Genomic DNA, 6000 nt, shown 5'->3' on the forward strand with positions numbered 1-6000 from the left:
CAATTCCGAAGAAAATCAGGGTGAACCCCTAGCAAAGCCGCAAGATTCTAGCATACGCCATCCCAAGACTGAGGCTTCGCACCCAACGCGCGCTCACACCCCGTATAGCCACGGTTGCCGCATCGGCCACACACTCCTGTAGTGATAGCTACATCCGCTTGATAATTCAGGCACTTCAGCAGATTCCACCCCAAAATGAACATCGCGATTGTGGGCGCCGGCAGCATTGGCGTTGCGACAGCCCACGCACTGGCCCAGGTCGGGCACGAGGTCACCGTCTACGAGCGCCATGGCACGGTGGCCGAGGAAGCCAGCTTCGGACATGCCGGCTGGCTGGGCCCCAGCCTGCTCCAACCGTGGAGCGTCCCCGGTCTCTCCACCACAGAACGCTCACCCACGCTTCCCGGCCGGCAGGCTTTGCCACGCCTCGGCTCCCGAAACCTCGCAGCCCAGCTGCGCTGGCTATGGCAATGGCGCCAGGCTGGGCGGCGCCTGCGCAAAGCCGGCGAACCCACAGCCACGATGGCGGCACTGGAGACACTCACCCAGCGCAGCCAGCAGTTCCAGCAATCGCTGTGGCGGCAGTGGGAGCTGGACCCGGAATATGTCTCCGGCAGCCTGGTGCTGCTGGGCAGCGAGGCCGACCATGAGCAACTGAAACCTGCACTGGCAGCGCTGGCCGAGGCGGGCACGCGCTGCGAGGCACTGGATGCCGCCCAGACCCGCCTGCGTGAGCCCGCGCTGGGCGAGGAGACCGCACTCGCAGGCTCCTTGTATTTCCCGCAGGCTGGCGCCGCCAACGGCCGCCTGGCCACGCTGATGCAAAGGCAGGCCGCACAGTCCGCAGGAGCACGATTCGAGACGCAACGCCTTGTGCAGCGACTGCAGCCCGGCGGCGCCGGGCGCACCGCTTGCCTGCAGCTGCAAGGCGAAGACACGCCCCGGTCGCACGATGCCATCGTCGTCTGCGCTGGCGCCGAGGCCGCAAACCTGCTCGCGCCGCTGAGCCTGCGCCTGCCCATGATCGCCCTGCGCGGCTATGGCATCAGTGCTCCGCTGCGCGAACAAGGCTACGCGCCCCGCCACGCCATCGTCGACTGGAGCGAGCAGATGACCCTGGTGCGCCTTGGCCAGCGCATGCGGGTCGTGGCCGGCGCTGAACTGGGCAGCCACGGCCCCATGCACGAGGCCACGCTGCAGCGCATGTACCACCGACTCAACATGGTCTTTCCCGGCAGCGCCGTGCTGACCTCGGGCGTTCAGATCTGGCATGGCACACGCATGTGCACAGCCGATGGACTGCCGTTGCTGGGCGCCAGCGGTTTGCCCGGCATCTGGCTCAACCTGGGCCATGGCAGCTGTGGTGCCGCCATTGCCCAAGGCTGCGCCAGCATGCTGAGCGACCTGATGGACAACCGCACCAGTTTCCTGGACAGCGCATTGCTGGATCCGCGCCGCTTCGGCTGACCGCTGCGGACACCCCGCCCTGCGGCTGGCGGCTATGCTCAGGCCATGCTGCGCATTCCCACATCCACCGCATTGCCACTGTTCGATACAGTGGCCACACGCACCCTGGAACAGCAGGCCGCGGCCCGACTGCCCGAACACTGCCTCATGCAGCGCGCAGGCATGGGGCTGGCACGCCTGGCACGCGCCATCGCCCCTCACGCCAACCGCATCTGGATCGCCTGCGGCCCTGGGAACAACGGCGGAGATGGCTTGCAGGCAGCCGCCTGGCTTCAACAGCACCTGAACACGATGCCGGCACGATCCTGCAATTGCCGCATCCTGGTCAGCTGCGTGCGCGAACGCGACCGCATGCCCGCCGACGCGCGTGCCGCATGGGATGCGGCCCACAAGGCCGGCGTGCAATGGATCGCCCACATGCCCCCTGACATGGGGCCTCAGGATCTGTGCATTGATGCCTTGCTCGGCATCGGCCTGCGCCGACCCGACACGGCAAGCCCACCCACCCGAAAAGATGACCGATTGCTGCCGCTGCTGCGCAGCCTGCAGTCCGGCATCAGCCCCGTCCTTTGCGTGGACATCGCATCCGGCCTGGATGCCGACACCGGGCAATACCTGCCTGGATTCGAGCCCATGAACCTCCCGGTCAGCGCACGGCATACGCTGGCTCTGCTGACACTGCAACCCGGCCTGTTCACAGGAAGCGGCCGCGACGCCTGCGGCCAGATATGGTGGGACGATCTGGACACAGGACTGGCAAGCAGCGCGCCACCCTTCGCCATCTCACCGTGCGCACAACTTTTCTCCCCGGAAGCCCGCGCCCCGCGTCCGCATGCCAGCCATAAGGGGAGCTTTGGCGACGTGGCCATTCTGGGCGGAGAGGGGCTGGAACACCGCGGCCTGTCCATGACCGGCGCCGCCTGGCTGGCCGCACTGGCAGCCTTGCACGGCGGGGCGGGACGCGTGATGCTGGCACTGCTCGATGCCTCGCACGGGTCAGACCAGGCCATCTCCCCCTGGCCCGAAATCATGTTGCGCAGCCCCGAAGCACAAGACTGGCGCCGCGCCACCGTCGTGTGCGGATGTGGCGGCGGCATGGCGGTGCGCGCCTGGCTGCCCCAAATTCTGGATCAGGCGCCCAGGCTGGTACTGGACGCAGACGCACTGAACGCGGTTGCCGAAGATGAGTCGCTGGCCCTGCTTCTGAAAGAACGCAGCCGACGCAGCCAGCACACGGTGCTGACACCGCACCCGCTGGAGGCCGCCCGCCTGCTGAAAATGAGCACTGCCCAGGTCCAGGCACAGCGACTTTCAGCAGCCAGGCAACTGGCGCTCCAATTCAACTGCACTGCGTTGCTGAAGGGCTCGGGCACCGTGATCGCCGGACCGCAGGGCGACGGCAATGCATCGCCGCCCTGCTGGATCAACCCCACAGGCAACGCCCGGCTGTCCACCGGAGGAACCGGAGATATTCTCGCCGGGCTGATTGCCGCGCTATGGGCGCAAGGGCTGGACCCCGCGCAGGCCGCAACACTGGCGGCCTGGCGCCACGGTCATGCGGCAGACCAATGGCCCGCGCAAATGCCGTTCAGCGCCAGCGCGCTGGCCCAGCGGCTGGGCCAATAGACGCCCTCAGGGCTTGCGCCGGGGCTTGGATGTCTTGCCTGCCACCTTGGACTTGACGGCCCCCAAGGCCTTCTTACCCAAGGCGCGCAGCGCCTGCACCGGCGATGGCGGCGGCAACTGCGGCAGACCGTGGTCAGCATCGACGGCGACAGACTTGCGCGCTTCAGCCGCCCTGCCCTTGCGGGAAGCGCGTGCCGCAGGTGCGGACGAACCTGGCACCACGGCCGGCTCACTCACGTCGCTTTGACGCACTGGCGCGGCCGGGCGAGACTGGGCACTCGCATATTCAGCCTCCAGCGCGGCCAGGTTCACGCCCTTGACCATGGCCTTCTTGGACGCCTTGCGCCCCTGCTTGCCGGAAGACACCGCGCCGTCGGATTCAGACCGGGCTCCGCCGGCACCGCCGGAGTTACGCTGCGCACGCTTTTCCTTGGCGTCGCGGCGCCCCCATTTTTCGCCCTGATGGGCTTCCGTGCGCGCCGGCGCCCTGCCGGAACGACCCGAAGCCGGCTGCTCTTCGCCGTCGCGCACCAGGCGGAAATCGATGCGCCGGCCATCCAGGTCCACACGGCTGACCTGAACGCGCAGCCGCGTACCTATTCCGTAGCGAATGCCCGAGCGCTCGCCCCGCAGTTCCTGGCGCGCCTCATCAAAGCGGAAGTAGTCCCCTCCCAGCTCGGTGATGTGGACCAGACCCTCCACATACATGGCATCGAGCGTGACGAAGATGCCGAAGGTGGTGACCGCAGAGACCACGCCAGCGAACTCCTCCCCCAGATGCTCACGCATGTACTTGCACTTGAGCCAGGCCTCGACATCTCGGCTGGCCTCATCGGCGCGGCGCTCGTTCGCGCTGCAGTGCAGGCCTGCAGCCTCCCAGGCCTGGACCTCGGCGGCAGGCGCGCGCTTGCGCGGCTTCTGGCCGGGTGCACTGACACGCGAGGCCAGACGCTTGGCCAACTTGGCTTCGGCCTCTCCAGGCGTGGGCAGCTCGGGCAGGCGATAGTGCGTGCCTTCAAGCTCGGCCTTGATCACGCGGTGCACGAGCAAGTCGGGATAGCGGCGAATCGGACTGGTGAAGTGCGTATAGGCATCGAAGGCCAGCCCGAAGTGGCCCGAATTTTCAGGCGTGTAGAAGGCCTGCATCATCGAGCGCAGCAGCATGGTGTGGATCTGCTGGGCATCAGGCCGGTCCTTGGTGGCATTGGCAATGGCCTGGAATTCGGACGTGGCCGGATTCTCGCCAAGCGCCATACCCACTCCCATGGCCTTGAGGTAGTTGCGCAGGATGTCCTGCTTCTCCAGCGAGGGCTTGTCGTGCACGCGGAACAGGCCAACGCGGCCGCTGTGCTCGATGAAGTCCGCGCTGCAGACGTTGGCGGCCAGCATGGCCTCCTCAATCAGCTTGTGCGCCTCGTTGCGCGTGCGCGGCACGATCTTCTCGATGCGGCCGTTCTCGTCACAGACGATCTGCGTCTCCGTGGTCTCGAAGTCCACGGCGCCGCGTGCTTCGCGCGACTTGAGCAGCGCCTGGTACACCCCATGCAGATTCAGCAAGTCGCCCACGCGATCGGAGCGCTTGGCAGCCTCCGGGCCACGCGTATTGGCCAGGATGGCAGCCACCTCGTTATAGGTGAAGCGCGCATGGCTGTGCATCACCGCGGGGTAGAACTGATAGGCATGGATATCGCCCTTTGCAGTGATCAGCATGTCGCAGACCATGCACAGGCGATCCACATCGGGATTGAGCGAGCACAGGCCATTGCTGAGCTTCTCGGGCAGCATGGGGATCACGCGGCGCGGGAAATAGACGCTGGTGGCACGGTCATAGGCATCGATATCGATGGCACTGCCCGTGGTCACGTAGTGACTCACATCGGCAATCGCCACCAGCAGGCGCCAGCCCTTGCCGCGCCCGACCTTGGCAGGCTCGCAGTAGACGGCGTCGTCGAAGTCGCGCGCATCCTCGCCATCGATGGTGACCAGGGGCACATCGGTCAGATCGATGCGATTCTTGCGATCGGCAGGCCGCACCCTGTCCGGCAGGGCCTTGGCCTGTGCCAGGCAGGCATCGGAAAACACATGGGGCACGCCGTACTTGCGCACCGCAATCTCGATCTCCATGCCGGGATCGTCGACCTCACCGAGCACTTCAATGATGCGCCCCACGGGCTGGCCGAACAGTGCAGGCGCCTCGGTCAACTCCACCACGACCACCTGCCCGATCTTGGCCGAACCCGTCGCGTTGGCAGGGATCAGGATGTCCTGGCCATAGCGCTTGTCTTCGGGAGCGACCAGATACACGCCGCTTTCCTGCAAGAAGCGGCCAATGATGTTGTGCGCAGGCCGCTCGATGATCTCGACCACGCGGCCTTCAGGCCTGCCGCGGCGGTCCTGCCGCACGATGCGAACCTTGACACGGTCCTTGTGCAGCACCGCACGCATTTCATTGGGAGGAAGGAAGATGTCGCCTTCGCCGTCATCACGGATGACGAAGCCATGTCCGTCGCGGTGCCCCTGCACACTGCCCCCGATTTCGTCGTTCGCGTCGGCACTTTTTGCGTGAGGGTTCATTTTCTTGGTATACAATCTAAATCTTTCCTGAGATGCCCAGGTGGCGGAATTGGTAGACGCACTAGTTTCAGGTACTAGCGGGTAACTCCGTGGAGGTTCGAGTCCTCTCCTGGGCACCAAGTTTAACGACAACCTGCAGAGGTTGCGGTGAACTGAGGAACTATCTTCACAAGAAGGTGGCTCCCTGGCTTCATGACTTGGCCGATCACAGTCTCAAGAAAAAAATCGAAGATCAGGACTTCGCTGCAAAAAATGCAGTAGAATTTCGGCTTCAGCAAGCCCAGGTGGCGGAATTGGTAGACGCACTAGTTTCAGGTACTAGCGGGTAACTCC

The 6000-nt window shown here is 65.3% G+C and carries 3 protein-coding genes and 1 tRNA gene; 3 read left to right on the forward strand and 1 reads right to left on the reverse strand.

All coding sequences use genetic code 11. The features are described from left to right. Positions 1-195 precede the first annotated feature (195 nt). On the forward strand, positions 196-1467 hold the full coding sequence (locus AC5I49_RS27725) for an FAD-dependent oxidoreductase (protein ID WP_495790175.1): 1272 nt from the start codon (positions 196-198) through the stop codon (positions 1465-1467). A 45-nt stretch (positions 1468-1512) separates the two neighbouring features. Further along, positions 1513-3093, forward strand: coding sequence for an NAD(P)H-hydrate dehydratase (locus AC5I49_RS27730; RefSeq protein ID WP_495790176.1), 1581 nt, complete (start codon positions 1513-1515; stop codon positions 3091-3093). 6 nt (positions 3094-3099) lie between these two features. Here the strand turns inward: AC5I49_RS27730 and rnr are convergent, their stop codons facing one another. Next, entirely contained in the window at positions 3100-5667 is a 2568-nt protein-coding gene (gene rnr, locus AC5I49_RS27735; protein WP_495790177.1) for a ribonuclease R, read from the reverse strand. Positions 5668-5701: 34 nt separating this feature from the next. Here rnr and AC5I49_RS27740 point away from each other — a divergent pair. Further along, a tRNA-Leu gene (locus AC5I49_RS27740) sits at positions 5702-5786 on the forward strand. Positions 5787-6000: the final 214 nt, after the last annotated feature.

It is taken from the genome of Delftia sp., from assembly GCF_059499305.1.

Coding starts and splice junctions, on each gene's coding strand:
- rnr (WP_495790177.1), bottom strand. CDS start 5,667: ATGAACCCTCACGCAAAAAGTGCCGACGCGAACGACGAAATCGGGGGC.
- AC5I49_RS27730 (WP_495790176.1), top strand. CDS start 1,513: ATGCTGCGCATTCCCACATCCACCGCATTGCCACTGTTCGATACAGTG.
- AC5I49_RS27725 (WP_495790175.1), top strand. CDS start 196: ATGAACATCGCGATTGTGGGCGCCGGCAGCATTGGCGTTGCGACAGCC.